Raw genomic sequence first — 24,318 nt, 5'->3', positions numbered from 1 at the left:
GGTCAGGGCGCGCTGTCGAAGATCTGGCCAAAGCGGGTTTTGTCGGCCTCGGTCTGCTGCAGGGCCCGGGCTGCATCGAGTGGCAGCGGCTGGATGGCATCACGCGCCGGAAAACCGGCCGGCACCGGCGCATCCTGGCGGGCCGGCAGATAGCCTTGCTCGAACACCAGTTGCTGGCCGGTTTCGGAGAGCAGAAAGTCGACCAGTTTGCGCGCCGCCGGCTGAGCGCTGCCCTTGAGGATGGCCACTGGCTCGGTCACCACCGAGACGCCTTCGGTGGGGAAGACGAATTCGACGGGCGCGCCCTTGGCCTTCTCGCGGATGGCCAGATAGTCGGCCAGCACGCCGTAGGGTTTGGTGCCGGTGGCCACCGCCTTGAGCACACCGCCATTGCCGCCCTGGACCTGCGCGCCATTGGCCTTGAGTGCTTCGTAATAGGGCCAGCCGAACTGTGGCAGGTTGACCAGCGTCTGCAAGTGAATCAGCGCGGCCCCTGAGTAGAGCGGGCTGGGCGCGGCCACCAGCCCCCTGTATTCGGGCCGGGTCAGGTCTTGCCAGCTGGTCGGGCGTTGCGGCGCGGCCTGGTGGTAGGCAATGCCGGTGGTGATCAGCTTGGTGCCGTGGTAGTAGCCATCGGCATCGTAGAGGGCGGCGTCGTAGTGCGTGCGTTCGGGGCTTTGGTAGGGCTGCAGCAGGTCGCGCTGCTTGAGCGACTCGAGCGTGACCGCATCGGCGATCAGCAGCACGTCCGGCTTAACGGCGTTGGCGCTGATCTCGGCTTCCAGCCGTGTCAGCAGCTGGGTGGTGCCATCACGCACCCATTCGACCTTGATGCCGGGGTTTTGCGCCATGAACGCATCCACCGTGGCCTGTGCGTCGGCATTGGGCTGGCTGGTGTAGAGCGTGATGGTCTGCGCGTTGGCGGCGGTGGTGGCGAGCGTGGCCACGGCCATCAGGGCCGGCAGGAAGGTGCGGAGTGTGGGCATGGCGGCGTGTCTCTGTCGTGTCTCTGTATGGAAAGGCAATGCGGGCGGGCTGCCTTGCGGGCGTCGCCCCGTGAGAACCGCACAGCGTATGGCGTCAATGTGATGCTTTCATGACAACTCATTGGCCGCGCAACTGCTCCACGCAGCTGGCGATGCGATGGGCGGCTTCCAGGCATTCATCCACCTCGGCGACCAGCGCCATGCGCAGCCGGCCCGCACCCGGGTTGCCCGCCGGCGTCGCACGTGCCAGGTAGCTGCCCGGCAGCACCGTGACGTGCTGACGCACATAGAGTTCCTGGGCAAAACGGGTGTCGTCCATGCCCAGCGCGGCGGGAATGCCGGCCCACAGGTAGAAGCCGGCATCGGGCAGGGCCACGTCCAGCACCTCGGCGAGGATGGGGGTGACCTGCTCGAACTTCTGGCGATACAGCTCGCGGTTGGCCGCGACGTGCGCCTCGTCGCCCCAGGCGGCGAGGCTGGCGGCCTGCACCGGTGGCGCCATCGCGCAGCCATGGTAGGTGCGGTAGAGCAGGAATTGCTGGAGGATGCGCGCATCACCGGCCACGAAGCCGCTGCGCATGCCCGGCACGTTGCTGCGCTTGGAGAGGCTGGTGAGCATCACCAGATTGCGGAAGTCGGTGCGGCCGAGCTGGCTGGCCGCCTGCAGGCCGCCCAGCGGCGCCTCCCCCTGGAAATAGATCTCGCTGTAGCACTCGTCGCTGGCAATCACGAAGCCGTGGCGGTCGCTGAGCGCAAAAAGCTTCTGCCATTCGGCCAGCGGCATCACCGCGCCGGTGGGGTTGCCCGGCGAGCAGACGAACACCAGTTCGGCGCGCTGCCACACGTCCTCCGGTATGGCATCCCAATCCACCGCGAAGTTGCGCGCCGGGTCGCTGTTGGCGTAGTGCGGCGTGGCGCCGGCCAGCAGCGCCGCGCCTTCGTAGATTTGATAGAACGGATTGGGGCAGACCACGACGGCCTGCGGGTTGCCTGGATTGACCACCGCCTGGGTCAGCGCAAACAGCGCCTCGCGCGAGCCATTGACGGGCAGGGTCTGGCGATCGGCATCGACGGCGATGCCGTAGCGCTGCTGCAGCCAGGCCGCGAAGGCCTGGCGCAGCGCGGGCGTGCCGGCCGTGGCCGGGTAGCTGGCCAGGCCCTGGGTGGCACTGTGCAGAGCGTCGGTATAGGCCTGCAGCACAAAGGCCGGCGTGGCATGGCGCGGCTCGCCGATGCCCAGGCTGATGGGGCGCAACTGCGGGTTCGGTGCGAGGCCCGCAAAGAGCTGGCGCAGACGCTCGAACGGGTAGGGGTGGAGGCTGTCTAGGCGTGGATTCATGGGCTGCGATTATCCGTCCTGTGCCGGGGGCGTGGTGGCAGGCAGGGATGGCGAAATGCGTTCGCCGGATATGCAGTGACAGGAATTTGACGTTGTGGCGGTGCAACATGCCGTGTTGCGTGTATCTGTCTTGTCACATTCGGTGGGCCTAATCCGCTGCGCTGAAGGGCCAGTTGCTCAGTTGCTGGCCGTTCGCGACTTATCAACAACCCATGCTCTGCGGACTTATCAGCCGCGGGCATGTCCAATCTCGATGGAGTAAAGATGACAATGCAGAAGATGTCCCTGGTAGCCGCGGTTGCTGCCATGATGGCCGGTACCGCGTTCGCCCAGTCGAACGTGACCATCTATGGTGAACTGGACGCCGGCGTCGGCCAGCGCTACTACGATGCAGCCGGCAACAAGGAACGTGGTGTCATCACCAACTACGACGGCACGTCCCGCTGGGGCCTGCGCGGCAGCGAAGACCTGGGCAATGGTCTGAAGGCTGATTTCAACCTCGAATCTGGTGCCATCGATTTGAAAAGTGGCTCGATTGGTGGCAATGGCGGCTTCAACCGCCAGGCCTGGGTGGGCCTCAGCGGTGGCTTCGGCAGCGTCATGATCGGCCGCACCACCACCCCGCAAAACCGCATCATGGGCCAGTTCGACCTGAACGACACGGCCGATGGCTCCTCGGCCCTGAAGGCCGTGCGCCTGGAAGCCAACGGCAGCTTCGGCGGTTCGCGCCAGGACGCGCAGATCCAGTACGCAACGCCCAAGCTCAACGGCTTCCAGGGTCGCATCGCCTATGTGCCGGAAGACAACCGCACCGGTGGCGATCCCGCCAGCAACAACAAGGCCTTCGTGCAGGGCGCCGTCGAGTACAAGAATGGCGGCCTGGCCATCGGCGCGGCCGTGCAGAGCAAGCTGGTCAAGAACAGCACCGACGCCCGCACCGGCTATGCCGTGGCTGCCAAGTACGACTTCACGAGCTTCGTGATCAGCGGTCTGTACACGCAGGACGAATCCAAGGCCGTCGGCCGCGGTTTTGGCCTGGGCGCAGCGGTGCCGCTCGGCAATCTGACGGCTGGCCTGCAAGTGGCCCGCATCACCGACAGCAGCGTCTCGGCCTGGGAAGATGCCACGGCATTCGAACTGTTCGGCGACTACAAGCTCTCCAAGCGCACCCGCCTGTACGCCAACTACGGCCGCGTCAACAAGGAAGCCCAGAATGGCCGCAACTATGGCTCGAAGAACACCTTCGGCCTGGGTGTCGTCCACAAGTTCTGATTGATCTGATTGAATATGGCACGTAATGTGCTTAGGAAACACGGCGGGGGCCAGCCCTTCGCCGTGTGAGATGGATACTCCAAGACATTTGAGCCGCCGTGGTGGGCGGCTCTTTTTTTTGTCGTTCCTGGTGTCGGCGCAGGCATGCTGCTCAAGCCACCTGCAACGACCCCCTGGCCCCCATCAGCAGATCGATGACGTCGGGTGCCGTGATGATCTCGAAGCGGGCATCCATCTGTCCGGCCGTCAGGCCGTTGTGCAACATGCATGACTTGCACACGGCCACGCGTCCGCCTTCAGCCAGGTATTTGCGCAGTAAATCGGCCGCAGGCTCGAACGGCTGGCCGATGTCCATGCTGTCCGCTGCGCCCGGCAGGCCCAGCACGACGCCCTCGGTCATCAGGATCAGGCAGGCCGTGTGGCTCTTGAGCCGCGCGTTGAGTGCCATGGTGAGGGCCACGGTCACCTTGTCGGGGTTGCTCCGGCCATGGAACAGGGTGGAGACGAAGTCGGCGGTGGTCACCATGTTCATGCTCCTGCTCACGCCTGAACGGGCGCGGCGAATTCGGTGAACGCGGCCACGGCATTGGCCGCGTACATGGCCACAGGGCCACCACCCATGTAGATGGCTACACCCAGGGCCTCGTGCACCTCTTCAGTGGTGGCACCCAGCCGTGCGAGCGCCTTGGTGTGAAAGCCGATGCAACCGTCGCAGCGGGCGGCCACGCCCACGGCCAGGGCGATCAGTTCCTTGGTCTTGGGATCGAGCGCGCCACCCGCCATGGCGGTCTTGCCCATGTCGCCGAAGCCCTTCATCACGCCCGCCTGCGTCTTGTGCAAATGGGCGAGGTGGGTGGAGATGGTCTGGGTGAGTTGCTTGTATTGCATGGTCATTGGAAGGTTCCTGGTCGATGAAGTGAACGCGGGCGGCGAGTCCTCTGCAGCGGAATCGCCCTTTCCATGGACTATAATTCAGTTAATGCTAAATTAGCAATACCTAAATAAATGGCTCTGCAGGAGGACCGAAAGCATGACCCGAAGCAAATCCGACCTTGAACTGCTGCAGGACAGCGCCGCGCAGGCTGCGGCTTTGCTGCAAGCCGTGGGGAATCCCAACCGGTTGCTGGTGTTGTGCCTGTTGATAGAGCGGGGCGAGATGAGCGTGGGCGCGCTCAATGAGATGGTGCCCCTGAGTCCTTCGGCGCTGTCGCAGCACCTGGCCCGGATGCGCGATGAGGGCTTGGTGACGTATCGGCGCGAGGCGCAGACGCTGTACTACCGGATCGATGATCCGAACGTGGCCAAACTCATCGCCACGCTCAAGGACATCTTCTGCCCCTGACTCTTTTCACCGGAGCACGCGCTATGAATCTGAAGGCTCTTTCCCCCCAGGCTGCCTGCAAGCTCCTCAGCGAAGGTGCGGTGCTGGTGGACATCCGCCAGGCCGACGAGCGTGCGCGTGAGCACATCGCGCAGGCTTGCCATGTGCCGTTGGCGCAACTGGCGCAAGGCGCCGCTCGTTTCGAGAATGCGACTGCCGTCATCTTCCATTGCCGCTCGGGGCACCGCACACGAATGAACGCACGGCTGCTGGAGGGCTGCGCGGCCTGCGACGCCTACGTGCTCGACGGCGGGCTCGACGCATGGAAGCGCGCCGGCCTGCCCGTGGCGACCGACCCGCGCCAGCCACTGGAGTTGCAGCGCCAGGTACAGATTGCCGCCGGCTCGTTGGCGCTTGCCGGCACAGTGCTGGGCGCTGCGGTGTCGCCGTGGTTCTACGTGCTGCCCGGCGTCGTTGGCGCCGGACTGGTGTTCGCGGGTGTGACCGGGTTCTGCGGGCTGGCGCGTGTGCTGGTGAAGGCGCCATGGAACCGCAGGGCCTCTACCCGTTGATCTGCTTCCCTTTTATCTTTTACAGGAGGACTTATGAAATCCAATGTTGGTGGTATCGACCGCGTGTTGCGCGTTGTGGTGGGCGCCGTGCTGCTTGGCCTGGCAGCCAAGGGTATCGTAGGCTGGTGGGGCTGGCTGGGGATCGTGCCGTTGCTCACCGGGCTGGTTGGTTTTTGTCCGTTGTACCCTCTGCTGGGCCTGAATACCTGCTCGCTGAAGAAAGCCAAACGAGTCGATCAGTGAGTGTATGGCAGGGCCCGCCTGTCTGGGCTGCTGCCGGTTTCAAAGACACCTTGTGGCCAAGCTCAAGATGGGGCGCGACACCCTGAAAGAAGCAGCCCTCGCAAAGGGCCGCTAGCTCCCGTCGCCCGGTTTCGGGGGCGTCGGAACTCTATCAGCGCCACCAGCCCAAGCCAGGGAATCACCAGTTCCATTGGCGGAGGTGGATTCGGGCGGAAAACTGGCGGCCTTCCACAAGGCCGATCGCGCCAACGGCAAGGCGCGCACAGCCGCGCTGCTGCGCCAGCCCTCCAAGAACTTCGAGGACCACATCAACAGCGGACGTCCCAGCTTCCTGTCCACGCCGGGAATCACGCCGCTGGAAGGCGGCGTTCCCATCACCCTCAATGGGCAGGTCGTGGGGGCGGTTGGTGTCAGTGGCGCCCACGGTCCCAATGACTCGCAGGTGGCGCAGGCGGGCGCGGATGCCGTGCGCTGAGTGCCTATGGCTGGGCGCGGTATTGGTATTGACCGCGCGTCACCTCCCGTGAACACAGGTTTTTATTCCCCCGCGTGACGGGGCCATGATGGCGGTTGCGGGGCGCGCCGCGGCCATTGTCGCTATGCTTGCCCGCATGATCGATATTCACCGCATCCGAGCCATCAGCCTCGACCTGGACGACACGCTCTGGCCGGTCTGGCCCACCATCCGCAAGGCCGAGGCCACCTTGCAGGCCTGGCTGCGCGAGGAGGCCCCGGCCACCGCCACCCTCTGGCAGGGCGAGGGCGTGGCCCAGGCGGCGCGCCAGCGCGTCGAGCAACGCCATCCGCAGCGTGCCTACGACCTGTCGTTTCTGCGTCTGGAGATGATTCGCGAGATGCTGCGTCAGGCGGGCGATGATCCGGCGCTGGCCGAGCCCGGCTTCGAGCTTTTCTTCGCGGTACGCCAGCAGGTCGAGCCTTTCGAGGAGGTCGAGGCGGCGCTGCAGGCGCTGGCGGCGCGCTATCCGCTGCTGGCGCTGAGCAATGGCAATGCGCAGGTGCTGCAGATGCCGATCGGGCGCTACTTCACGGCCAGCATCTCCGCGCGGGACGTGGGCGTGGCCAAGCCCGATGCGCGGATTTTCCGGCTGGCGGCCGAGCGTGCCGGCCTGCCTGCACAGGCGCTGTTGCACGTTGGCGACGACCCTGACGCAGACGTGCAGGGTGCGCGTGCCGCCGGCATGCAGGCCCTCTGGGTCAACCGCGAGGGCCGGGACTGGCCCGGCGCCGCCGGTGCGCAAGAGCAGTCGGGGCCGGTGAGCGTCCGCAGCCTCGATGGCATGCTGGAGCTGTTGGGCGCGCGCGCCTGAACTGCGGCGCTCCGCGGGCCTGCGCGGCTGGGGCAGTTGGGGTGGTCAGGATGATCAGGCCACGCTGCGCACTTCGCCGCTGCCGTAGAGGTTGCTGATGGCGCGGGCCGAGAGTTCCGGGTGGGCCGGGTCCTGGCCGACGTCCTCGCTGTAGTGCCAGGTCATGGCGCACTTCTTGCCCGGGGCCAGCTCGACCTGCACGGCCAGTGCGTCGCCGGCGCGCAGCGTGGCCACCGAGGTGATGAACACGTACTTCAGATCGGCGCCCAGGCTGGCGAGCAGTTCATAGTCCTCGGGGGCAGCGGTGATGGTGATGGCCGCCTGCAGCGAGGCGCCGAGCTGGCCGGCCTCGCGCACTTTCTCGATTTCCTTGTTGGCGACCTCGCGGATGGCGCGGATGCGCTCCCACTTGGCGCCCAGTTGCGCGGCGTCGGCCGTTACCGGCACGGTGTGGAAGGTCTCGAAGAAGATGCTTTCGGACTGGCCGGGCGCGAAGATTGGCCAGGCCTCCTCGGCGGTGAACGAGAGGAATGGCGCCATCCAGCGCAGCATGGCGTTGGTGATGTGCCACAGTGCCGTTTGCGCGCTGCGGCGCGCCAGGCTGCCAGCCTGGGTGACGTAGAGCCGGTCCTTGAGCACGTCCAGGTAGAAGGCGCCCAGATCCTCCGAGCAGTAGACCTGCAGCTTGGCGACCACCGGGTGGAATTCGTAGACGTGGTAGTGGGCCAGGATCTCCTGCTGGAAGGCGGCGGCGCGCGCCAGCGCGTACTGGTCGATCTCCAGCATCTGCTCGAGCGGCACGGCATCGGTGGCGGGGTCGAAATCGCTGGTGTTGGCCAGCAGGAAGCGCAGCGTGTTGCGGATGCGGCGATAGGCATCGACGACGCGCGCGAGGATCTTGTCGTCGATGGCCAGATCGCCCGAATAGTCGGTCGAGGCCACCCACAGGCGGATGATCTCGGCGCCGAGCTTGCTGCTGACCTGCTGGGGCGCGACGGTGTTGCCCAGCGATTTGCTCATCTTCTTGCCCTGACCGTCCACCGTGAAGCCGTGCGTGAGCAGGCCCTTGTATGGCGCGCGGCCGTTGAGGGCCGAGGACAGCAGCAGCGAGCTGTGGAACCAGCCGCGGTGCTGGTCGTGGCCTTCGAGGTACAGGTCGGCCTCCTGGCCGCGCTGGTGGCCGGCCTCCTGGTGCGTGCCGTGCAGCACGTGCGAGAAGGTCGAGCCCGAGTCGAACCACACGTCCAGGATGTCATTCACCTTGTTGTATTGCGCCGCTTCCCCGGTGCCGAGGATGTCCTCGGTGCTGGCGCGGCTCCAGGCCTCGATGCCGCCGGCCTCGACGATGGCGATGGCCTGGTCCAGCAGTTCGAGCGTGCGCGGGTGCAGTTCCTCGGTGTCCTTGTGCAGGAAGAAGGGCAGTGGCACGCCCCAGTTGCGCTGGCGCGAGATGCCCCAGTCCGGCCGATTGGCAATCATGTCGTAGAGGCGCGCCTTGCCGTTGGCCGGGTAGAAGCTGGTCTCCTCGATGGCCGCCAGCGCGGTCTGGCGCAGCGTCATTGCCGGCTTCTCCTGGGCGAACAGGCCTTCGCCCTCGTCCATGCGGATGAACCATTGCGCGGTGGCACGGTAGATCACCGGGGTCTTGTGGCGCCAGCAGTGCGGGTAGCTGTGCGTGATGGGCTGCGTGGCCAGCAGGCGCCCGGCGAGCCGGAGCGCGTCGAGGATGACCGGCACGGCCTTCCAGATATGCAGGCCGCCGAACAGCGGCAGCTCCTGGGCATACACGCCATTGCTTTGCACCGGCGTGAGGATGTCGCCGTGCTTGAAGCCGTGCGAGGTGCAGGAGTTGAAGTCGTCCACGCCGTAGGCAGGGGCCGAGTGCACGATGCCGGTGCCGTCCTCGGCGGTGGCGTAGTCGGCCAGGATGACGGGGGCGGTGCGGCGGTAGCCGGCGTCGGCATCGAAGAGCGGGTGCTGGAACTGCAGGCCGGCCAGGGCCAGGCCCTTGGCGGTGGCCACGACCTGACCGGGCAGGCCAAAGCGCTCCAGGCATGGCTCGACCAGCACCTCGGCGAGCACCAGGTAGCCCTTGGGAGTGTCGACCAGCGCATAGTCGATCTCGGGGTTGAGGTTGAGCGCCTGGTTGGCGGGAATGGTCCAGGCGGTGGTGGTCCAGATCACCGCAAAGGCATTCTTGCCGGCATCGGGCAGGCCCGACAGGCCGAAGGCCGCCGCGAGCGCCTGCGCGTCATCGGCCTTGAAGGCCACGTCCAGCGTGTCGGACTTCTTGTCGGCGTACTCGATCTCGAACTCGGCCAGCGACGACTGGCAGTCGAAGCACCAGTACACGGGCTTGAGGCCGCGGTAGAGAAAGCCGCGTTCCATGACTTTCTTGAGCACCCGCAACTCGCCAGCCTCGTTGGCGTGGTTCATGGTCTTGTAGGGGTGGTCCCAGTCGCCCAGCACGCCCAGGCGCTTGAAGTCGGCCATCTGCTGGTCGATCTGCTCCTGCGCGAAGGCGCGTGCCTTGGCCTGCATGTCGTCACGGCCGAGATTGCGGCCGTACTTCTTCTCGATGGCGTTCTCGATCGGCAGGCCGTGGCAGTCCCAGCCGGGCACGTAGGCGGCATCGAAGCCTTCGAGCTGGCGAGACTTGACGATCATGTCCTTGAGGATCTTGTTGACCGCGTGGCCGATGTGGATCTGACCATTGGCATACGGCGGGCCGTCATGCAGCACGAACAGGGGCTGGCCCTTGCGGGCGGCGCGCAGCTTCTGGTAGAGGCCGGATTCCTCCCATTGCTGCACCCACCGGGGTTCGCGCTTGGGCAGGTCGCCGCGCATCGGGAACGGCGTGTCGGGCAGGTTCAGCCGGCTGCGGTAGTCGGTGGACGCTTCGGTCTTGTCGCCGGTCGTGGGCTTCGGGGTCTCGGACATGCTCGATCCTTGCTGGGCCAGCCGGGCAGGCGGTGTCCGTCTGGCGAGGTGATTCAGGGGTGTTCCATGGGGTGGCGGCCACCGCGTGATGGGTGGGGCCATGCGCCGGTCGCTGGTTGTGCGGCAGCCGGTGCCAAGCGATGGCCGCAGGCCGCAGAGGGCGTCAAATTCGATCGCGCGTGGTCTGGCGGCGGGTCTGCGTGAAGCAGGTCTGGCCATCGGCGCATGCCAGCGCCGATGCCACCAGCGATCCCGCCGGCAGGCGGGCAGCTTCTGAGCAGTGGGGAGCGGAGGCGGTGCACATTGCGGGGCATTCTACCCGCATTCACAGGCGCTCAATGCTGGGTGCGGCTGAACGCCGGCATCAGCCAGTGATCTGCGAGCTCGTCGGCCGCCAGTGCGCGGCTGAACAGGAAACCCTGGGCCTGGTTGCAGCCCATCTCCGCCAGCGCCAGCGCCTGCTGGACGTTCTCGACCCCTTCGGCGACGGTGCGCATCTGCATGCTGTGGGCCATGCGGATGATGGACTGCACCAGTTTGAAGTGCTTGGGGCTCTTGAGCATGTCGCGGATGAAGACCATGTCCAGCTTGAGCTTTTGCGCCGGTATGCGCTGCAGCTGCTCCAGCGACGAATAGTGGGTGCCGAAGTCGTCGATCGAGAGCAGGAAGCCGCGCGCGCTCAGCTCCTGGCCCACCTGCCAGGCGGCCTGCGGATTCTTGATGAGCACGCGCTCGGTCAGCTCCAGTTCGAGATCGGCCGGCGCGATGCCGGCATTGCGCACCAGCCGCGAGATGTGGTCGACGAAGTCCACGCGCTCGATCTGCTGGGCCGAGATGTTGACCGAGATGCGCCCGTTGGGGCTGAGGGCGGCGTCCTTCCAGCGGCGGATCTGCCGGCAGACTTCCGAGAGTGTCCAGTCGCCGACGCGGTGGATCATCCCGCGCGCCTCGGCCAGCGGGATGAATTCGGACGGGCTGATCCAGCCCCACTCGCTGTCATCCCAGCGCAGCAGCGCCTCGGCGCCCTGCATGCGCCTGGCCTGGCTGTGGCGCAGTGCGATGATGGGCTGGTAATGCACGCGCAGCAGGCCATGCTGCAGCGCGTGCTCGAGCTTGCCCTGCAGGAAGGTGGCGCGCTCGATGTCCCGGCTCATGTCCGGGTGGTAGAAGGCGAAGTTGTTGCCACCGGCGCGCTTGGCACTGTACATGGCGATGTCGGCGTGCTTGAGCAGGTCCTCGGCGCTGCGGCCATCGCTGGGAAACAGCGCGATGCCGATGCTCATGCCCAGCGAGAGGCGCTGCTGCTGGTGGATCACCGGCTGCTCCAGAATGCCGAGCAGACGCCGGGCGGTGGCGCTGGCGGCGCTGCGCTCGGTGTTGTGCAGCAGCACCACGAATTCGTCCCCGCCGATGCGCGTGAGCATCTCGTTCGGGCGCAGCACCTGGGCGAGGCGCCGCACCACGTCGACCAGCACCTGGTCGCCAACTGAATGGCCCTTGGAGTCGTTGATGTTCTTGAAGTGGTCCAGATCGATGAACAGCAGCCCGGCCAGGCGGTCGCTGCCATGGTGGGCCAGCCAGCTGTGCAACTGCTGCAGCGCCATGGCCCGGTTGGGCAGGCCCGTCAGCGGATCGTAGAAAGCCAGCTGGTGAATCTGTGCCTCCGACTGCTTGCGCTCGGTGATGTCATGGACCATGCCCGAGAGGCTGATGGGCACCTGGAAGATCTTCTCGAACGCCACCTGGCCGCGCACCTCCATCCAGTGCTCCTGGCCATTGCGCCGGAAGCGGTGCTCGAAGAGCAGCGGCTCGCCCCTGAGGGCCTTGCGCCAGGCCTGCCGCAGCGCGCGCCGGTCGGCGCGGTGCACCAGACCGAGAAAGGCCTTGAGCGTCATCGGCGTGGCCGGGCCCAGGCCGTAGATGTCGGCCGCCTCGTGGCTCAGCAGCAGGCTGTCGTCGAGCATGTTGATGCGCCAGCTGCCGACGCCGGCGGCCGCCTGCGCCTTTTGCAGTTCCGATTCGAGCTGGATGCGGTGGCGCTGGTCCTCGATCACCAGCAGCAGGCGGCGCTGGTCGGCCGGCACGCCCGGCAACAGGCTGATGCAGAGGTTGACGGGGTAGCGCGCGGGCGTCGGCCGATTCAGGCACGACAGCCAGGTGAAGGCCTCGAACTGCTGCTTGGGCCGGACCTGCTGCGTCAGGCGGGCCAGGTCGGGACAGTCCATGAAGCGTCCCAGCGCCTGGCCCTCGATGTCCAGCACCGCGATGTCGAACAGCTTCTCGAAGGCCTGGTTGGCGAAATGCACCACCAGATCCTGGTCGATCACCATGGTGGCGAACGGCAGTTGCGCAAACACCGTGCGGTAGTCGTGCAGCTCGCCGATGATGGCATCGCGTTGCTTGATGTAGGCGCTGATGGCCAGCTCGATGTCGAGCAGCATGATCTTGAGCAGGGCTTGCAGCGCGGGGATCAGCGGCTGTGAGGCCTCACCCAGTTGGCGGGCCAGCATCGGCAGCATCTGCTCTAAGTAATGTGCATAGGCACTCAGGTGCCAGCTGGGCGAGAGGCCGATGTCGGCATGCACGCGGCCCATGCGGGCACGTTTTTCGAAATACGCCGACCCGTAGTGGCCGCAGCACAGCTCCTGGAAGTAGTCGAACTGGGCTTGCTTGAGGCGCTCGAGCGTGGCCTCGTCGCCGATCAGCGGCTGCAGTTCCGGAGCACTGGCGAAGTGCCGGTAGAAGCCATCGACGAGATCACGCCCGTAGCGCTGGAAAAAGGGCTGCAGCCGATGCAGCAGCGCGGCCGTCTCGGCATCGATGCCCATGCGCTGGCGGTGTGCCTCGCAGGTCGATGGATCGATGGCCTCCGGTGGCTTGGAAAGCCCCCTGTGGGCAGTGAAGTCATTCATGGCGGTGAGGTGGCCATGTGGAGGCTGGCAGGTGTACGGGGCTTGATCCGGGTGGGGCGGCGGCGCTGGGCCTGGCGCAGGGTGGCAACAGGCCCGGGAGATGGATGGCGATTATCCAGGAAAAGCGGATGGGACAGCGACCGGGGCGCACTAGGCCCTGGTCTGGCTAGGCCAGCTCCAGCGCACTGCTGACGCGGAAAACCTGGCCTTCGGGATATTCCGGCACGGCCTGCCATTCGCGTGAAGAGGTGGCGTAAGAACCTGTTCACGATCTTTGCGTGGGGCCATGCTGCCCCGGCAGGCCCTGGCAGAAGGCCAACGGGGCCTTGATGTCGCGGCAGAACAGGTTGAAGAAGACCCGCATGGTGGAGGGCATGGCCGTGTCCATGCTCAGGCGGCTTGAACGCCGTAGGTCTTGCGGTACATCTCCTGCAGATGCTCGCCCACCGTGCAGGGCGGATGGAGCGGTGCCGCGCCGTCCGGCACGCTGCCGGGCACGGCTTCGATGCGCGCCATGTAATCAGGGGTGTAGAAGAACGGGATGGCGTAGCGGGGCGCGCCGCCCGAACGGGTGTTGCGCACCCGGTGCGGGTTGGAGTGGTAGCGGCCGTTGGTCCAGCGCGGAATCATGTCGCCCAGGTTGATGACCAGCGAACCCTCGAGTGGCGTGGCCGCGGTCCAGGTGCCGTCGGGCATTTGCACTTCCAGTCCGCCCCAGGCGTCCTGCGCCAGCAGGGTGATGGCGCCCCAGTCGGTGTGCGCGCCGGCACCGAAGGTGCGCTCGTCGGCATCGGCGGGGTGGGCCGGATAGCGGATCATGCGCAGCGTCACCATCGGGCTGGCGTGGATGTGGTCGAAATGGCTTTCAGGCAGGCCCAGCGAGAGCGCAAGCAATTGCATCAGCCGCTGCGCCAGCGCGCACATGGCGCCGGTATAGGCCAGGCTTTGCGCGGCGATCCAGGGCCGTTGCGCGGGCCACTGGTTGGCACCGTACGAGTAGTAGCCCCGCTGGACATAGGGATGGTCAGGGGGATACTCGATGCCGCAATAGAAGCTCTCCTTGACGTCCGGCCGGGCATTGGCATCGAGCGTCTGCGCGCCAATGCGCTCGTGACCACGCGCGGCGCGCGAATGCGCGAGCGAGATCGCCTCCTTGTCTGTCTCGGGCAGGTCGAACAAGGCCTTGGCGGCATCGAACTGCCGGGCGATCAGTGCGGCATCAAGGCCATGGTTGACGATGTAGAAGAACCCGGCCGCCTCGCCGGCAGAGCGGATCTGTTCCGCCACTTCGGCGCTGCGTGCATGGTGGGCATCGCCAGGCCGCAGCGCCCCGGCGAGATCGATGACGGGGATGGACATCCAGGCACTCCGGTGTGGAACGGGTCTGCGGGTTCAGACGCGCAGCTTGCGCACCTCCAGCGGCGGCAGGAAGGCATCATCCCAGATGTCGGCAGGGCGCAGCATGGCCTGCAGGCCGAAGGCGTCGAGCGTCTCATCGATGGTGGCCTGCACGCGTTCCGGCGTGGCCGCACCCCAGCCGTTGGCGGTGGTATCCGGCGTCTGCATGGTGCCGGTGGTGATGAGCTGCAGGCGCTCGGTCTCCAGCGCCTGGTTGGCCAGCGGTTCCTGCTGCTTGACAGCGGCGCCGCCTGCTGCAGGGTCGGCGATGGCGTCGAGCCAGCCACGCGTCGATGCCGCCACGAAGGCTTTCATGGCCTCGGCGTTGGCCATGGACTTGGGGTTGGCAACAAGGCCATTGCCATAGGACTTCATGCCGTAATCGCAGTAGCGATAGACCTGCAGCGTATCGAGATCGACGCCCCGGCCCTTGAGATTGAGCAGGCCGGTGAAATAGAAATAGGCGGCGGCGTCAAAGTCGCCCTGCGCGAAGCGCGTATCGCCCACGCCCGGATCCATGTTCTCCCAGACCACGCCGCTCGGATCGAAGCCCTGGGCCTTGGCGAACACCGGAAACAGCTTGCGCGAGGCATTGAAGGGCTGCCCCAGGATGCGTTTGCCGGCGAAATCGCCAGGCTTGGCAATCGGCCCGCCCTTGCGCACGATCAGCGCGTTGGGGTTGAGGTCGTACTGCATGGCCACGGCCTTGAGGCCGGCTTCCGGGTGCTTGACGTTGAATTCGATCATCGAGGCCAGGTCGGCCGAGGCGGCGTCATAGGCGCCGCTGGCGACCAAGCTGATGGCGGCCGTGGAGCCATTGCCCGAGTCGATGGTCACATCCAGGCCGGCCTCGTCGTAATAGCCGCGTTGCTTGGCCAGGAAGAAGCCGGCACCGGAGGCCTCGAACTTCCAGCCGAGGTTGAACTTGAAAGGGGTCTTGCGTTGGGCGCGCAGGATGCCGAAGGGGCTCAGCGAGAGCGCGGAGATGACACTGGCGGCCTGGAGAAGGGAGCGGCGCTTCATGGGGAATTCCTTTTAAGAATGGAATGAGCGAGGGTGGAGAAGGCGAAGGGGGACGGGTCGGCTTGCCAACGCGCCAGTCGTGGCCTGCCAAAGCGAGGTTCAGCCCGGGATTGCGTGCGGCGGAGCATGGCAGCTTCCATCACCGCGGGCCGAAAGGCATGGGGATGGAGCGGGGCTGGCGGCCATGGCTTGCAGGACCGCGGTGCCAAGGAGCGTTGGGCGTTGCGTCATCGATGGATCTCCCGGATTTCTGGACATTCCAGCCGGCAGAAACCAGCACTGCGGCGCGCGTGCGCCTACCTGCCGGTCCTGCGAACAGGACATGGGACATCGAGCAATTTCCGGGCGCCGGGGCCGTGAACAGGTTCTGAAGGACCGCCGCGCTGAACGCTTCTACTCTTGCCAGCCGTCAAGCAATGACTGTGCCAGGACGGAGGGCGTTCGATGTGCGGATAGGGGTGTGGACGAGCATGGGTGAACAGACCTCGCACCGATGTTACGAATTGGCACCAAATCGATGCGAGCATGCGCATGCTTGGTGCGTGGCATCGGCGGACTTGCCGGGCACAAGGAAAGAAGAGGCGGGGGCAGAGAGAGAAATGGCGGGCTGGCCTGGAAGTTGCATGGCCGGTGGCAAGAGTAGAAGCGTTCAGTCGGCCGTTATCCCTTGCTCCTGAGGTGCGGCGGCGGGTCATTGCTCTTGAAGCTGCGCGTGCGGGGAGGCCGGCCGAGAGTCCGGCTGCCGGCAGGCGCAGGATCGCAACTTCAAGAACGGCAGCGACGGCCACCACCTCCTGCCAAGCCAGAGGACATCACGCATGAACCGCCATCAAACACTCGAGCAAACCTCCGAACAGGCCGCCGGGCACACGCCTGCACCATCCCCGTCTGCGGGCCAGGGCGCGGATGCCTATTCACTCGTCGAACTGGAGAAGGAATCGCGCATGGGTGCGATGGGGCATGAAAGCCTCAGCCGCGAGGTGCGTCGCATCGACCTCTCCGATTTCGATAGTCGCAAGGAGGAGATTGCCGAGCAACTCTGGAACGCCGCCACGGAGATCGGCTTCTTCCAGGTCTATAACCATGGCATCCCGCTGGAGCAGGTGCGCGGTGCCTTTGTGCTGGCCGATCGCTTTTTCGCGCAGCCCGAGGCGGTGAAGGCGCAGTGGCCGCTCAAGCGCAATGCCGGCTGGGAGAGCCGGGCGCAGGTGCGGCCGTCGACGCGCACGCCGGACCAGAAGGAGTCCTACCAGGTCACGCTCCCGCGCATGGAAGGCCTGTGGCCGAGCGAGCAGGAATTGCCCGGATTCAAGGACGGCGTGCTGGCGTTCGAGTCGGCCTGCTGGCATGTGGGCATGCGGATTCTTTCGTGTTTTGCATACAAATTGGGTTTTGCGCCGGACTTCTTCGACAAGGCGCACGACCCCGCCTCCCCCGGCTACCAGAGCACGTTGCGCATGCTGCACTACTTTGGGGTGGACGCCGGTTCGCTGCAGGGCCAGCCCGGCATCTGGCGCGCCGGTGCGCACACCGACTTCGATACGCTGACGCTGCTGTTCCAGCGCCAGGGCCAGGGCGGCCTGCAGGTGCTGCCAGGCAAGGAGATGGAAAGCCAGGAATGGACCAGCGTGGAGCCTGCCGACGACGTGATCACCTGCAACATCGGCGACATGCTGATGCGCTGGAGCGATGACGTGCTGCCCTCGAACTTCCATCGCGTGCGCTGCCCGCGTGCGGATGAGTACCTGGGGCCGCGCTACAGCATCGCCTTCTTCTGCCAGGCCAATGAAGAGGCGGTCATCGAAGGTCCGCAGAAGAAGTACCCGCCAATCACGGGCGGCGATTACCTGCGCGAACGCATCATGGCGAATTTCACCAAGTATTGAACCGCTTGCAGGGGGCTGTTCGTGCCTTGGCGAAGGGGTGCGAGTGGCTTCCGGCAGCACTTGCGCCCGCAGCTGTCTTCTGGCACAGAAACTGCATACAAAATCGCCAGCCCGGCTGGCTTGAGCCACGCTTGGCAGGATTGTTTTCCCGCCCCCACTCATGGAGAGTTCACTATGTTTCAAAAATCGCTCGTGCCTGCTGCCATCGCCTTGCTGCTGACCAGCACTGCGGCCCTGGCCCAAAGCAGCGTCACCATCAGCGGCACGGCCGACATGTATGTCGGCTCGATCAAGTATGCCGGCACCGATCGTCTGAGCAAGGTCGGCAGCGGCGGCATGACCACCTCGTGGCTGGGCTTCTCCGGCACCGAGGATCTGGGCAACGGCCTCAAGGCCGGCTTCGCCTTCGGCTCCTTCATCCGCATGGATAGCGGCTCCTATGGCCGCTTCAATGGCGACACGACCTATGCGCGCGATGCCAACGTCAGTCTCAGTGGCGGTTTCGGCGGCCTCAAGCTCGGCCGCAGCAGCTCGCCGAACTTCGTGCCTTCGCTGTTGGTCAACCCGTTCGGTGCCTCGTTCGCGTTCTCGCCGCTGATCCAGCACATGGACATGACCAACGTGCCGGGCTACGTCAAGACGGCGCAGGCGGATACGGGCTGGAGCAATCAGGTCGTCTACAGCACGCCCAAGCTTGGCGGCCTGACCGTGAACCTGCACTACCAGTTCAGCAATCTGTCGTCGCCGGATGACAACAAGAACAACGCGGCCATCAGCGCCACCTACTTCAGCGGTCCGCTGACGCTGGCGGGCTTTTATGAGCAGGCCGAGCTGACCAATCCCAATGTCAGTGCGCGTGCCTTCAAGACCAGCGACTGGATGATCGGCGGCGCCTATGACTTCAAGTTCGTCAAGGCTTTCCTGAGCTATGGCGCCGCCGATGACATGGCCATCGACGGCGATGATGCCGGCACCCTGCAGGTGGGCGCCAGTGTGCCATTGGGGGCCGGCAAGCTGCTGGCTTCCTATGCTCAGACCAACTATGACCCGGGCGCCAGCAGCGACCTCAAGCGCAAGACCCTGTCCGTGGGCTACGACTACCCGTTCTCCAAGCGCACCGATCTCTACACCGTGGTGATGCATGACCGCTTCACCGGCACCAACAGCGGCACCAGCTATGCGGTGGGCCTGCGCCACAACTTCTGATTTTGAGGTTTGCATGGCCCAAGAGGGGTGCCCGGCGGCGTGATTCGATGAGCTGAAGGCCGCCTCGCTTTTCCTGCATGTTTGCGCCAACCGGTCCCTGTGCCGGTTGGCGCATTTTTGTGCCTGTTGTCGGTAGATCGAACGTCCCGAGACCTTGGCGTCACTAGAATGTCGAACAGGAGGCGCCAGCCGGCGCCCCGGTCCATCTTGACGGAGCACGCAGCATGTCATCCCCCGCACTGGAGTGCTTCTTCTATCACAGTGTGCTGGCCGACGGCCAGGACGCTGGTTGTGTCAGCGACATCATCCGCACCGCCCGGCGCTTCAATGCGGAGCACGACATCACTGGTGTGCTGGTGTTCGATGGCGAGCATTTCTGCCAGTATCTCGAAGGACCGGCCGGCCCGCTGGGCCAGTTGATCGGGCGCCTGATGATGGATCCGCGCCACCAGGGGTTCATGCCGCTGATCCACCAGCCGCTGCAGTCGCCGCGGCGCTATGCGGGCTGGTCAATGGCCTTTGCATTGCTCGATGACAGTGCCGTGCTGGCTCCCTTGCTGGAGCGGGATGCGGATACCGCTCTGGGGTACCTGGAGGAAATCCAGTGCAAGCTGGATATGGCCTGACAGGGGTCGCGACAAAAAAGCAAGAGGGATGCCATCATGCATCCCCCTTGCCTTTACCTTTGCCTTTCCCTTTTGGGCGAGCCGCTCTGGTGCGGCAACCGGGGGTTAGGCCCCGCGGCAGGCTTCAGCTCTGCGAGCCGCGACGCGACCAGCCGGTGGTGTGCTTCTCGACCAGGCTGAAGAGTTCGTAGCAGGCCATGGCCATGGCGCCGATCACCATCAGGCCGGCGAAGGCCAGGCCCATCTGCATCGACGAGCCCGCCGAGATCAGCAGGTAGCCGATCCCCTCGTTGGACGCGGTCATCTCCGAGACGGTGGTGCCCACGAAGGCCAGCGTGATGGCGACCTTCAGCGAAGCGAAGAAGTAGGGCAGCGAGCGCGGCAGGCCGATCTTCATCAGCACGTCCCAGCGTTTGGCACCGAGCACGCGCAGCACGTCCTCAAGCTCGGGCTCCAGTGTCGCCAGGCCGGTGGCGATGTTGACCATGATGGGAAAGAAGCTGATCAGGAAGGCGGTGAGGATGGCCGGGCCCACGCCGATGCCGAACCACACCACCAGGATGGGCACGAAGGCGGCCTTGGGCAGCGCGTTGAAGGCCGTCATCAGCGGATAGACCGCGGCATAGGCCAGGCGTGATGAGCCGATCAGAAAGCCCAGCAGCACGCCCACCACGATGGAGATGCCAAAACCGGCCATGGTCACCCAGAAGGTGCGCCAGGCGTGGCCGGCGATCACGGTCTTGTACTCCCAGAACTGCTCCCAGATGCGCATCGGGCTCGGGAAGATGAATTCGGAGATGTTCAGCGCCGAGCAGATGATCTGCCACAGCGCCAGGATGACCACCAGCAGGATCCACGGCGACCAGGTCTCGAACAGTTTGCGGTTTTTCATGGCATGTGCTCCTTGCGGCGTCTCACTGGCTGATGACCGGGCTTTCGCCGGTGACATGGGCGCCCTGGCGGATGGCGCCGATGTGGCCGCGCAACTCCAGCACGATGTCGGTGAATTCCTTGGTGTAGGTCACTTCCAGTTCGCGCGGGCGCGGCAGTTCGATCTCGCGCCTGACGACGAAGCGGCCGGGGCTCTTGCTCATCACATACACGGTGTCGGCCAGGAACACCGATTCGCGCAGGTCGTGCGTGACCAGGATGACGTTGAATTTCTGCTCGGTCCAGAGGTCGCGCAGGATGCACCACAGCTCCTCGCGCGTGAAGGCATCGAGGGCGCCGAAGGGTTCGTCGAGCAGCAGCATTTTGGGTTCGTGGATCAGCGCGCGGCAGATGCTGGCGCGCTGCTGCATGCCGCCCGAGAGCTCCCAGGGGTATTTGTCCTCGTAGCCGGCCAGGCCGACCTTCTGCAACAGGCGGCGCGCGCGCTCGACGTATTCCTTGTGCTTTTTCTTGAAGCTGCTGCGGTAGGGCTCGACGATCTCCAGCGGCAGCAGCACGTTGTCCACGGTGGTGCGCCAGGGCAGCAGCGAGGGCGACTGGAAGGCCATGCCGGAGATCTTCAGCGGCCCGGTGACGGGCTGGCCGTCGATGCGGATCTTGCCGATCGAGGGCATGCGCAGGCCCGTGGTCAGCTTCATGAAGGTGGACTTGCCGCAGCCCGACGGGCCGACGATGGCGATGAATTCACCTTCCTGGATCTGCAGGTTGATGGCTTCGACGGCGAACTGGTTGGCTGCCAGCAGCTCTTCGTTGTAGGCGAGCCAGACATCGCGGAAATCCACGAAGGGGCGGGAGGCTGTTGCAGTGCTCATCGGGAGTCCTCATGGGCGGTAAAGGCTGAAGGGCGGCGCTGACATGCCGACGGCCGGCAAGGGCCGGTCCGCGCACGCAGGCCGGGCATGCCAGGCGCACGGGCACGCGGCATCGGCCTCAGGGCTTGGGCAGCACGTCCGCAGCCTCGGCCGGCAGGAAGCTGCCGTCCCACACCACGGCCGGGTCCACCGGGGTCTTGGTCTCGAAGGTGGTGCTGACCTGCTCGGCCATCAGCGCCAGGCGCGCGGCGTCGATCTGGCCAAAGCCTTCGCGGCGTGCGTCGTCGGTATTGACCACGGTGTTGATGGCGAGTTGGAGGCGGCGTGTCTCCAGCTCGGAGTTGATGAGGCCGTCGCGCGCCTTGACCGATTCGATGGCGGTGGCCGGATCGGCCATCACATCCTTGGCGCCCTTGGCGAAGGCGGCCAGGAAGGCCTTGACGGCTTCGGGCTTCTCGGCGAGCAGCTTGGGCGTGGCGATGATGGCGTTGCCGTAGAGCTTGACGCCATAGTCGGGGTAGGGCAGCACGGTCACGTCAGCGGCCTTGACGCCGCGTGTCTCCAGGTTCAGCAGCGAGGTGAAGGTGAAGCCGGTGATGGCGTCGATGTCGCCGCGGATCAGCATGGTCTCGCGCAGCGGTGGGTCCATGGAGGTCCAGCTCACGTTGGTGATGCCGTTGGCCTGGGCAAACAGCGGGAAGGCGCGGCGACCGGCATCGAACACCGGCGCACCCAGCTTCTTGCCGCTGAGATCCGCCGGCGTGGTGATGCCGCTCTTCTTCAGCGCCATGACCGAGGCGGGCGTGTTGTTGTAGACCATCATGATCGCCACCGGCTTGGTCGGAGCATCGGGGTTGTTGGCGTGGAATTCCATCAGCGCCGCCAGATCGGCGAAACCGATGTCGTAGGAGCCCGAGGCCACCCGGGTGACGGCGCCCCCCGAGCCGTTGCCGGCGTCGACGCTGACGTCCAGCCCGGCTTCCTTGAAGTAGCCCTTGGCGGCGGGATGCGTGAAGAAGGCCGCTGGCCCCTCGAAACGCCAGTCGAGCTGGAACTTGATCGGCGTGGTCTGCGCCTGTGCCAGGCCCCAGCTCGTGGCAGTGACCATCAGCAGGGCGGTCTTGATGAAAAAGCGTTTGTCCATGGCAGGCTCCTGAGGGCAAGGGTGGAGGAAAAATCCGGTTGCACTCGCTTACGCAAGATCAATGCCTGTTCTGGATATGAGCGGTCGGCAGAAAAATTGTATGCAATCAATCCGGTGTGTTGGTTGCCTCAATGCGTTGTGCGCGACGGCCAGAGCACCGATGCACAAGGCATGAATGCATCAATATGGTGCAATTCAGTGTGCAAAATGGCATTGATGGGGCGTTTATAAGGAGGTCTGCCTTGTATTGGTGCAATCTCGTTCAGGCAGATTGCATGCAGTTCACCCTTGAACAGGTTCTTGTCCCTTGGCTTGCGCTTGGACTTGAGCCTGGACTTCGTCCTGGCCGGCGGCCTGGCGGCCACGGGTGGTGCGGCGCGGTGCATCCAAGCTCAGATTGGCCTCGACATGTTCGAGGTGTTCGTCCAGCACGCGGGCGGCCAGTTCGGCATCCCGTCTGGCCAGCGCCTGCACGATCAGGCTGTGTTCGTCGTGCGAATGGGCGGCAGCGCTGCTGCTCTGGTACATCAGCGTGATCAGGTCGCAACGCGAGATCAGTTCGCGCAGCATCTGGGCCAGCACCTCATTGCCCAGCATTTCGGCCATGCGCACATGGAAGTCGCCCAGCAGTTCAGTGCGCCCCTGGACATTGCGCCCTTCCAGCGCCGCCTGCTCGCGCTTGACATGCAGCCGCAGTGCGCGCAGCTGCGTGGCGGTGATCTGCGCGGCCAGTTGGCGCATCATCGCCCCTTCGAGCATGCGCCGCACGGCAAAGACCTCGCGGGCTTCTTGCACCGAAGGACTGGCCACGAAGGCGCCACGCGCCGGCTCCAGCGTCACCAGCTTCTGCTGCGCCAGTTGCAGCAGGGCCTGGCGCACCAAGGTGCGAGAGACGCCGAAGCTGGCGGCGAGTTTTTGTTCGGTGAGCTTGGCACCGGGACGCAGGCGCTGCTCGACGATGGCCTGCGTCAACGCATTGGCGATGATGCTGGTGGAAGATGCGTGCGGGTAGGTGCTGGACATGGGGTGGCGGGGGGCAATGGTATGCACCTCCGGCAAGCAAGCCGTGTGCCGCCCGATCGGATGGACGGCATGGGCCGGCCATGGACTGCTGGCGCCAGCCCCTCCTTGAACAGGCTGTCTGGATACGGTGCTTCAGCCCAGCGGGTTGCCGTCGATGTTGGCGACGATGCCATGGATGATCTTGTCGCCACCTTCCTTCCACAATCCGTCGTACCAGGTCTGCGTGACAGCCGGGTCCTTGGCATGGGTGATGTCGCAGCGCTTGCGCGCGCGAAGCACCAGTTCGGCAGTGCGCTGGTTGCGGCGGTTCTGGTAGCGCACCAGTGCATCCTCGACGCCCAGGGTGTTGGTCTGCAGCGCCATGGCCAGAACCACGGCATCCTCCATGGCCTGGCAGCCACCCTGGCCGATGTCGGGCGTGGTGCTGTGCGCCGCGTCGCCCAGCAGCGCCACGCGGCCCCGGGTCCATTGCATGAACGGCTCGATGTCATGGATCTCGACGCGGTTGGTGGCCTGCGGGTCGATGCGTTCGATCAGTCTTTGCACCGGCTGCGCCCAGCCCTTGAAGTACGTCTTCAGCAAGGCCTGGTATTGCTCCTTTTCATTGGGCAGTCCCTTGGGCAGCGGCACGTCGAAGAAGAAATAGAAGCGATGGTCCGCAATGGGCATGACGGAGACGCGCTTGCCTTCGCCGACGAAGGTGGTCCACTGGTCGGCCGGTGCGATGTCCGCGTCGATCTCGACCAGCCCGTTCCAGTTGACGTAGCCGGCATAGCGGCGCTCGGGCTGGCTGCCCAGCACGTGGGCGCGCACGGTGGAGTGGGTGCCGTCCGCGCCGATCAGCAGGTCGCCGCTGACACGGCTGCCATCGGCAAAGACGGCCGTGACCTGCGCGCCATCGTCTTCCACTCCCGCCAGGGCCATGCCCAGGTGCACGTCTTGCGGGCCGAATTCCTCCAGCAGCATGTTCTGCAATGCACCGCGCGCCACCGGGTAGGGGCGCTGGCCGACCTGCTGCACCAGCGGTGCGAGGCTGAAACGCGTCATGGTTTCACCGGAAGCGCCATCGACGTATGCCATGAAATCCATGCGGCCGCCCAGTGCCGCGATCTGTTGCTCCAGCCCCAGGTAATTGAGGCACTTGACGCCGTTGGACCACAGCGAGATGGCGGCGCCCACGGGTTTGATTTCGGTGACGCGCTCATAGACCTGCACGTCATGGCCGAGACGCTGGAGTGCGATGCCGGCGCTCAGGCCGCCCATGCCTGCGCCAATGATGGTGATCTTCATGCTTTTCATCCTTGTATGCCCGCGCCATCGTTGTGCCATGGCCCAT

Annotated in this window: 22 protein-coding genes; 9 read left to right on the top strand and 13 right to left on the bottom strand. The window is 65.3% G+C overall.

Annotation, left to right across the window (positions count from 1 at the left end):
• Positions 1 to 2: 2 nt before the first annotated feature.
• Entirely contained in the window at positions 3 to 986 is a 984-nt protein-coding gene (locus EV687_RS05140) for an ABC transporter substrate-binding protein (RefSeq protein WP_122226745.1), read from the bottom strand.
• Between the two features lie 118 nt (positions 987 to 1,104).
• A complete protein-coding gene (gene dapC, locus EV687_RS05135) occupies positions 1,105 to 2,325 on the bottom strand; it encodes a succinyldiaminopimelate transaminase (protein WP_122226744.1) in 1,221 nt (406 codons plus the stop codon).
• A gap of 279 nt (positions 2,326 to 2,604) precedes the next feature.
• Here dapC and EV687_RS05130 point away from each other — a divergent pair, with 279 nt between their 5' ends.
• Positions 2,605 to 3,597 (top strand): porin, encoded by a 993-nt coding sequence (locus EV687_RS05130; protein ID WP_165392810.1) that lies wholly within the window; start codon positions 2,605 to 2,607, stop codon positions 3,595 to 3,597.
• Between the two features lie 151 nt (positions 3,598 to 3,748).
• Here the strand turns inward: EV687_RS05130 and EV687_RS05125 are convergent, their stop codons facing one another.
• Complete coding sequence (locus tag EV687_RS05125; protein WP_122226742.1) at positions 3,749 to 4,123, bottom strand: DsrE family protein; 375 nt, start codon at positions 4,121 to 4,123, stop codon at positions 3,749 to 3,751.
• Positions 4,124 to 4,137: 14 nt separating this feature from the next.
• The gene (locus tag EV687_RS05120) at positions 4,138 to 4,491 is read right to left on the bottom strand and encodes a carboxymuconolactone decarboxylase family protein (protein WP_122226741.1); all 354 of its coding nucleotides are present in this window, start codon (positions 4,489 to 4,491) and stop codon (positions 4,138 to 4,140) included.
• A 136-nt stretch (positions 4,492 to 4,627) separates the two neighbouring features.
• Here EV687_RS05120 and EV687_RS05115 point away from each other — a divergent pair, with 136 nt between their 5' ends.
• From EV687_RS05115 to EV687_RS05095, 5 genes are all read left to right on the top strand, one after another.
• Complete coding sequence (locus EV687_RS05115) at positions 4,628 to 4,939, top strand: ArsR/SmtB family transcription factor (protein WP_122226740.1); 312 nt, start codon at positions 4,628 to 4,630, stop codon at positions 4,937 to 4,939.
• 23 nt (positions 4,940 to 4,962) lie between these two features.
• A complete protein-coding gene (locus tag EV687_RS05110) occupies positions 4,963 to 5,490 on the top strand; it encodes a rhodanese family protein (protein WP_122226739.1) in 528 nt (175 codons plus the stop codon).
• A gap of 33 nt (positions 5,491 to 5,523) precedes the next feature.
• Positions 5,524 to 5,733 (top strand): YgaP family membrane protein, encoded by a 210-nt coding sequence (locus EV687_RS05105; RefSeq protein ID WP_122226738.1) that lies wholly within the window; start codon positions 5,524 to 5,526, stop codon positions 5,731 to 5,733.
• 199 nt (positions 5,734 to 5,932) lie between these two features.
• The gene (locus EV687_RS05100) at positions 5,933 to 6,208 is read left to right on the top strand and encodes a heme-binding protein (protein ID WP_242612517.1); all 276 of its coding nucleotides are present in this window, start codon (positions 5,933 to 5,935) and stop codon (positions 6,206 to 6,208) included.
• A 136-nt stretch (positions 6,209 to 6,344) separates the two neighbouring features.
• Positions 6,345 to 7,061: an HAD family hydrolase gene (locus tag EV687_RS05095; RefSeq protein ID WP_122227232.1), complete on the top strand. Its 717-nt coding sequence runs from the start codon at positions 6,345 to 6,347 to the stop codon at positions 7,059 to 7,061.
• 54 nt (positions 7,062 to 7,115) lie between these two features.
• Here EV687_RS05095 and ileS read toward each other — a convergent pair whose 3' ends face one another.
• The 4 genes from ileS to EV687_RS05075 all read right to left on the bottom strand — a co-directional run bounded on the left by ileS (position 7,116) and on the right by EV687_RS05075 (position 15,334).
• Positions 7,116 to 10,001, bottom strand: a complete 2,886-nt coding sequence (gene ileS / locus EV687_RS05090; RefSeq protein ID WP_122226736.1) for an isoleucine--tRNA ligase — start codon at positions 9,999 to 10,001, stop codon at positions 7,116 to 7,118.
• A gap of 335 nt (positions 10,002 to 10,336) precedes the next feature.
• Positions 10,337 to 12,913 carry an EAL domain-containing protein gene (locus tag EV687_RS05085; RefSeq protein ID WP_122226735.1) on the bottom strand — a complete coding sequence of 859 codons (2,577 nt, stop codon included), beginning with the start codon at positions 12,911 to 12,913 and terminating at the stop codon, positions 10,337 to 10,339.
• Between the two features lie 390 nt (positions 12,914 to 13,303).
• Positions 13,304 to 14,272, bottom strand: coding sequence for an isopenicillin N synthase family dioxygenase (locus tag EV687_RS05080; RefSeq protein ID WP_122226734.1), 969 nt, complete (start codon positions 14,270 to 14,272; stop codon positions 13,304 to 13,306).
• A gap of 33 nt (positions 14,273 to 14,305) precedes the next feature.
• On the bottom strand, positions 14,306 to 15,334 hold the full coding sequence (locus tag EV687_RS05075; RefSeq protein ID WP_122226733.1) for an ABC transporter substrate-binding protein: 1,029 nt from the start codon (positions 15,332 to 15,334) through the stop codon (positions 14,306 to 14,308).
• 944 nt (positions 15,335 to 16,278) lie between these two features.
• Here EV687_RS05075 and EV687_RS05070 point away from each other — a divergent pair.
• From EV687_RS05070 to EV687_RS05060, 3 genes are all read left to right on the top strand, one after another.
• Complete coding sequence (locus EV687_RS05070; RefSeq protein WP_242612516.1) at positions 16,279 to 17,220, top strand: isopenicillin N synthase family dioxygenase; 942 nt, start codon at positions 16,279 to 16,281, stop codon at positions 17,218 to 17,220.
• Positions 17,221 to 17,394: 174 nt separating this feature from the next.
• Positions 17,395 to 18,426, top strand: coding sequence for a porin (locus EV687_RS05065; RefSeq protein WP_122226731.1), 1,032 nt, complete (start codon positions 17,395 to 17,397; stop codon positions 18,424 to 18,426).
• Between the two features lie 224 nt (positions 18,427 to 18,650).
• On the top strand, positions 18,651 to 19,052 hold the full coding sequence (locus EV687_RS05060) for a BLUF domain-containing protein (protein ID WP_122226730.1): 402 nt from the start codon (positions 18,651 to 18,653) through the stop codon (positions 19,050 to 19,052).
• 124 nt (positions 19,053 to 19,176) lie between these two features.
• On the opposite strand, the gene EV687_RS05055 is transcribed toward EV687_RS05060, so the two are convergent.
• From EV687_RS05055 to hpxO, 5 genes are all read right to left on the bottom strand, one after another.
• On the bottom strand, positions 19,177 to 19,944 hold the full coding sequence (locus EV687_RS05055) for an ABC transporter permease (RefSeq protein WP_122226729.1): 768 nt from the start codon (positions 19,942 to 19,944) through the stop codon (positions 19,177 to 19,179).
• A 22-nt stretch (positions 19,945 to 19,966) separates the two neighbouring features.
• A complete protein-coding gene (locus tag EV687_RS05050; protein ID WP_122226728.1) occupies positions 19,967 to 20,815 on the bottom strand; it encodes an ABC transporter ATP-binding protein in 849 nt (282 codons plus the stop codon).
• Positions 20,816 to 20,933: 118 nt separating this feature from the next.
• A complete protein-coding gene (locus EV687_RS05045) occupies positions 20,934 to 21,959 on the bottom strand; it encodes an ABC transporter substrate-binding protein (protein ID WP_122226727.1) in 1,026 nt (341 codons plus the stop codon).
• Between the two features lie 282 nt (positions 21,960 to 22,241).
• Positions 22,242 to 22,982, bottom strand: a complete 741-nt coding sequence (locus EV687_RS05040; RefSeq protein WP_122226726.1) for a GntR family transcriptional regulator — start codon at positions 22,980 to 22,982, stop codon at positions 22,242 to 22,244.
• Between the two features lie 132 nt (positions 22,983 to 23,114).
• Positions 23,115 to 24,272 carry an FAD-dependent urate hydroxylase HpxO gene (gene hpxO / locus EV687_RS05035; protein WP_122227230.1) on the bottom strand — a complete coding sequence of 386 codons (1,158 nt, stop codon included), beginning with the start codon at positions 24,270 to 24,272 and terminating at the stop codon, positions 23,115 to 23,117.
• Positions 24,273 to 24,318: the final 46 nt, after the last annotated feature.

The sequence above is a fragment of the Corticibacter populi genome (assembly GCF_004217315.1).
Lineage (GTDB): Bacteria > Pseudomonadota > Gammaproteobacteria > Burkholderiales > Burkholderiaceae_C > Lampropedia > Lampropedia populi.
Note: the sequence above shows the minus strand (reverse complement) of the source record. Positions and strands in the feature narration are given on the sequence as shown.

Coding starts and splice junctions, on each gene's coding strand:
- EV687_RS05095 (WP_122227232.1), top strand. CDS start 6,345: ATGATCGATATTCACCGCATCCGAGCCATCAGCCTCGACCTGGACGAC.
- EV687_RS05120 (WP_122226741.1), bottom strand. CDS start 4,491: ATGACCATGCAATACAAGCAACTCACCCAGACCATCTCCACCCACCTC.
- dapC (WP_122226744.1), bottom strand. CDS start 2,325: ATGAATCCACGCCTAGACAGCCTCCACCCCTACCCGTTCGAGCGTCTG.
- EV687_RS05140 (WP_122226745.1), bottom strand. CDS start 986: ATGCCCACACTCCGCACCTTCCTGCCGGCCCTGATGGCCGTGGCCACG.
- EV687_RS05070 (WP_242612516.1), top strand. CDS start 16,279: ATGGGTGCGATGGGGCATGAAAGCCTCAGCCGCGAGGTGCGTCGCATC.
- EV687_RS05110 (WP_122226739.1), top strand. CDS start 4,963: ATGAATCTGAAGGCTCTTTCCCCCCAGGCTGCCTGCAAGCTCCTCAGC.
- EV687_RS05115 (WP_122226740.1), top strand. CDS start 4,628: ATGACCCGAAGCAAATCCGACCTTGAACTGCTGCAGGACAGCGCCGCG.
- EV687_RS05055 (WP_122226729.1), bottom strand. CDS start 19,944: ATGAAAAACCGCAAACTGTTCGAGACCTGGTCGCCGTGGATCCTGCTG.
- EV687_RS05080 (WP_122226734.1), bottom strand. CDS start 14,272: ATGTCCATCCCCGTCATCGATCTCGCCGGGGCGCTGCGGCCTGGCGAT.
- EV687_RS05040 (WP_122226726.1), bottom strand. CDS start 22,982: ATGTCCAGCACCTACCCGCACGCATCTTCCACCAGCATCATCGCCAAT.
- EV687_RS05065 (WP_122226731.1), top strand. CDS start 17,395: ATGTTTCAAAAATCGCTCGTGCCTGCTGCCATCGCCTTGCTGCTGACC.
- hpxO (WP_122227230.1), bottom strand. CDS start 24,272: ATGAAGATCACCATCATTGGCGCAGGCATGGGCGGCCTGAGCGCCGGC.
- EV687_RS05105 (WP_122226738.1), top strand. CDS start 5,524: ATGAAATCCAATGTTGGTGGTATCGACCGCGTGTTGCGCGTTGTGGTG.
- ileS (WP_122226736.1), bottom strand. CDS start 10,001: ATGTCCGAGACCCCGAAGCCCACGACCGGCGACAAGACCGAAGCGTCC.
- EV687_RS05045 (WP_122226727.1), bottom strand. CDS start 21,959: ATGGACAAACGCTTTTTCATCAAGACCGCCCTGCTGATGGTCACTGCC.
- EV687_RS05085 (WP_122226735.1), bottom strand. CDS start 12,913: ATGAATGACTTCACTGCCCACAGGGGGCTTTCCAAGCCACCGGAGGCC.
- EV687_RS05075 (WP_122226733.1), bottom strand. CDS start 15,334: ATGAAGCGCCGCTCCCTTCTCCAGGCCGCCAGTGTCATCTCCGCGCTC.
- EV687_RS05060 (WP_122226730.1), top strand. CDS start 18,651: ATGTCATCCCCCGCACTGGAGTGCTTCTTCTATCACAGTGTGCTGGCC.
- EV687_RS05125 (WP_122226742.1), bottom strand. CDS start 4,123: ATGGTGACCACCGCCGACTTCGTCTCCACCCTGTTCCATGGCCGGAGC.
- EV687_RS05130 (WP_165392810.1), top strand. CDS start 2,605: ATGTCCCTGGTAGCCGCGGTTGCTGCCATGATGGCCGGTACCGCGTTC.
- EV687_RS05050 (WP_122226728.1), bottom strand. CDS start 20,815: ATGAGCACTGCAACAGCCTCCCGCCCCTTCGTGGATTTCCGCGATGTC.